Source organism: Hansschlegelia beijingensis (genome assembly GCF_045505405.1).
GTDB classification, from domain to species: Bacteria; Pseudomonadota; Alphaproteobacteria; order Rhizobiales; family Methylopilaceae; genus Methylopila; species Methylopila beijingensis_A.
Window position 1 is genome coordinate 1 of the sequence record NZ_JBJKEX010000350.1, and the last position, 3,164, is coordinate 3,164.

Sequence of the window (3,164 nt, forward strand, 5' to 3'; positions counted from 1 at the left end):
CGCGCCGCTCGGCAAGGGCGACGTCGACATGACGATCGCGATCCGCGACCTGCCGCTCAAGCTCGTGAACGCGGTGCGGCCGGATCTCCCCATGCGCTGCGCCGGTATGGTGGCGGTCCGCATCGTCCTCGAAACGGTGTCGAACCAGGGAATCCGCACCGGCTCCACGATCGCCGGAAAGGCCGTCGTGGGCCGCATGTCCCACCGATAGACCGCGCGGGCGACAGGGCCTGTCGCGGTGATCCGCGTGTCCCGCTCGGTCGGCCCCCGGAAGCTGATGACGCCGGGCGAGCGCATCACGGGGGGCGGGGGAAGCTGCTCGGCCGTCACGCCGAAAGCCTCGATGGTGACCGTGCGCCGCGTGGTCTCTCCGCGCGGAACGTGGTTGGGGTCCGACGCCCACTCGTCCGTGACCCGAACCTCGCTCGCCGGAAGCCACCAGGCGGCGGGGTCGGACGGCCCCCCGGGACCGTTCCATTTCGCGATGTTGATCGTGACTGGCGGCGACTTCACCTCGAGCTCCCGGCTGCCGACTCCGTCGACCACGCTCAGTTTGTGGGTGAAGCTGCCGATCGTGAGGGGGCCGCTCTTCTCGGCGAACACCGCGATCACCCGCTCGTAGCCGGTGGCGGAGAAGCCGCCGAAGTTCGTCTCGAACGCCCTGTCCATGGTCAGGTGCATCCAGCCGAAATCGGTCAGCGACGGCTGCAGCAGATGCTGGATCTTGATCCTCGGCCGATAGGTCCCGCGGATGCGCACGAGGATCAGCTCGTTCGGGTAAGGGTCGACGCCATGGGTCTCGGGCAGGACCTCTAGCTTGACGTCATCGAAGATCGATCGCTCCTGCGCGACCGCCGGCGCCGCGGCGAGCATGGGCCCCGCCAGCAGGATCGCGAGCGCAAGGAGACGCCTCTTCGCCACGGGGGTCATGCTCCTCTCCGGAACAGCATGAGCAACGGAAAAGCCGCTGCGAAAAGCAGCCAGCGCCCGAAATCGTACCAGGCGAGCGAGGCGTATGCGCCGGGGCCCAGCCTCTGCGCCGCTCCGCGCGCGAGCCGGTCTTCGACCGGCGCGAGCTGCTCGATGTCGGAGGCGGTTCCTCCGCCGATGGAGGCGAGCGCGTCGAGTTCAGGGCGCCCTGCGGGCTTCGGTCCCGGGGGAGCCGCGGAGGGCGCCTTGGGCGCGACGTAGAGAGCGTGAACGGCGTGGCCTTCATTGGCGAGGGCGCGGGCTTCGTTCCGCGCGCCTTCGTCGATGCCGCCGCCGTCCGTGATGAGGATCACGTCGCCCGACACGACCTCCGCGTCCGTCAGCGTCTTCCGCGCCAGGGCGAGCGCGCGGGTGGGGGCGCTGCCGAGATCAGGCACGGCGCCGCCGTCGAGCGAGAACAGCGTGGTCTCGAGCCCCTTTCGGTCGGTGGTGGGCGGACTCACCAGATAGGCGTCGCCCGCAAACGCGATGACGGCGACCTGCCGTGAGCCTCCGGCTTCGGCCGCCTCGAGCGCCGCGATCTTGGCGTCGCGGAACTGCGGGCTGTCGGCGACGGAACGCGAAAGATCGAGCGCGATGATGATCGTGTCGAGGTTGCGGAAGCTCGCGGTCTGACTGCGCTCGGCCGCCGGACCCACGAGGGCGAGCGCGATCAGGGCCGATCCGGCTGCGGCGAAGGCCGCACCTCCGCCTTTTCCGGCCACGACCGCTCCGCGCCGCGTGAGGGCCTCCAGCAGATGCGGATCGACCGCTCTTCGCCAATCGCCGACGCCGCCCGCGCGACGGATGGCGGCCAGCATGGCCAGCGCCGCGACCGGCAGACCCAGGATCCACCAAGGCCTCAGCAAAGCGAGGCCGAAGACCTCGATCATGGACCTCGTCTCCGGGTCAGCACGGTGGCGGCGGAGGCCAGGAAAGCGAGGGCGGCGGGCCAGGGCCAGAGCTCTCGCCAGATCGGCGCCGGCGGCGCGATCGACCGGGTGGGCTCGATCTCGTCGATCACGTCGATCGCCGCCTTGAGGTCGTCGCTGGTCTTCACCCGAAAGGCGCGGCCGCCGCTTGCCGAGGCGATCGCCTCCAGGGTCTGAACGTCGACCACGTCCGGGTTGTAGTCAGCCTCGCCGAGGGCGCGGGGGCCCATGGCGATGGTGTGCACGCGGACGTTCATCTCGGCGGCCAGTCTCGCGACGTCCTTCGGCGCGGAGTTGCCGGCGTTGTTGACGCCGTCGGAGAGCAGCACCACCACCCGCGACTTCGCGTCGGTCGACGCCAGCCGGCGCAGGGCGAGGCCGAGCCCGTCGCCGATCGCGGTGGAGCGGCCCACAAGGCCGATGACGAAGCCGTCCAGCGACCGCGCGACGGCTTCGACGTCATAGCTCGGCGGCGACACGACGGCCGCTCGATCCGCATAGGCCACGACGCCGACGCGGTCGCCGGCGCGACTGCGGATGAACCGCGCGCCGAGCGTCTTGACCACGTCGAGCCGGCGCACCGTGGCGCCGTCGAGCGCGAAATCCGTTCGCTCCATACTGCCGGAAAGGTCGAGCGCCATGATCAGGTCGCGCCCCGTGGTGGGCAGCGCCTGGGCGGGCAGCACGACCTGCGGGCCGGCGAGGGCGGTCACGAGCGCGATCCAGGCGATCCACGCCAGCGCTGTCTTGCCGGTCGAGGCGACGGCCGATGCTTCGGCGTCTCCATGCGGACCGGCGACGGTGCCCGGAACCTTCAGCGCGCCGCCCACCCGGCCCTCGGCCGGCAGGAAGCGCCGCACGAGGAGCGGCAGCGGCAGCAGGAGAAACAGCAGGGGCGTCGCGAACTGCCACATCCGTCAGCGCCGAAGGCCGGAAAGCAGCGTCGCGAGCCGGCGATCGATCTCACCCTCTGCGTCGCCCGTGTCGTCCGGGCGCACATATAGGCCGGTGGCGAACACCCGCCCGGCGCCGGAGGTGAAGAAGTCCGTGCGCAGCACCCGGTCTAGCGTCTCGCCCCAGGCGGGACCCTCGCGGCGGGCCGCTTCGTCGCCGTCGACCGTCCTCACCACCCGGCGCAGCAGCGCGGCCTGCGCCGCGAGCCCGACCCCGAACGCGTAGGTCAGGGTGATGAGCAGCGGGACATTGACCCCGAAGGCGCCGACCAGCGTCGGATTCTCGGTCGCCGCGCGGAGATAGGCGCCG

At 71.2% G+C, this 3,164-nt stretch carries 3 protein-coding genes and 1 pseudogene; all 4 read right to left on the minus strand.

The window, feature by feature from the left end; genetic code table 11:
- Nucleotides 1-930 (minus strand): annotated as a pseudogene (locus ACIKT0_RS15815) (hypothetical protein); the annotation flags it as partial.
- On the minus strand, nucleotides 927-1,862 hold the full coding sequence (locus ACIKT0_RS15820) for a VWA domain-containing protein (RefSeq protein WP_407106298.1): 936 nt from the start codon (nucleotides 1,860-1,862) through the stop codon (nucleotides 927-929). The pseudogene ACIKT0_RS15815 and the gene ACIKT0_RS15820, both read right to left, overlap by 4 nt.
- Nucleotides 1,859-2,815 carry a VWA domain-containing protein gene (locus ACIKT0_RS15825; protein ID WP_407106299.1) on the minus strand — a complete coding sequence of 319 codons (957 nt, stop codon included), beginning with the start codon at nucleotides 2,813-2,815 and terminating at the stop codon, nucleotides 1,859-1,861. Before ACIKT0_RS15825 ends, ACIKT0_RS15820 begins: the two co-directional genes overlap by 4 nt.
- A gap of 3 nt (nucleotides 2,816-2,818) precedes the next feature.
- Nucleotides 2,819-3,164, minus strand: a 346-nt coding sequence (locus ACIKT0_RS15830) for a DUF4381 family protein (RefSeq protein WP_407106300.1), incomplete at its 5' end; no start/stop codon positions are given.